Below are 358 nucleotides of genomic sequence, written 5' to 3'. Positions count from 1 at the left end.
CATCGGCATTGTTGATCAAAGCACGGGCAATAGAAACGCGCTGCTGCTGCCCGCCCGAAAGCTGACCCGGACGGTGGTGGGTACGCTCTCCCATACCAAGACGGTCAAGGATATGGACAGCCTGTTCCTGACGCTCTTCACGGCTGTGCCCTGCATAGATCGCTGGAATCTCGACATTGCCGACGGCAGACAGTTCGTTGAGCAGATGATAACGCTGAAAAATAAAGCCGAAATGCTCACGCCGTAATTGCGCAAGCTCATCCGCATCAAGATCCGATGTTTCGCGACCGGAGATGAAATATTTGCCCTCGCTCGGACGGTCGAGACAGCCCAGAATATTCATCAGTGTGGATTTGCC

1 protein-coding gene is annotated in these 358 nt (G+C 54.2%); it reads right to left on the bottom strand.

The features are described from left to right. The coding region (locus HBA93_RS19405; protein ID WP_221724384.1) for an ABC transporter ATP-binding protein at positions 1-358 on the bottom strand (358 nt) is incomplete at both ends.

This window comes from Ochrobactrum sp. SFR4 (assembly GCF_019730395.1).
In the GTDB taxonomy this organism is placed as follows: Bacteria; Pseudomonadota; Alphaproteobacteria; order Rhizobiales; family Rhizobiaceae; genus Pseudochrobactrum.
Note: the sequence above shows the minus strand (reverse complement) of the source record. Positions and strands in the feature narration are given on the sequence as shown.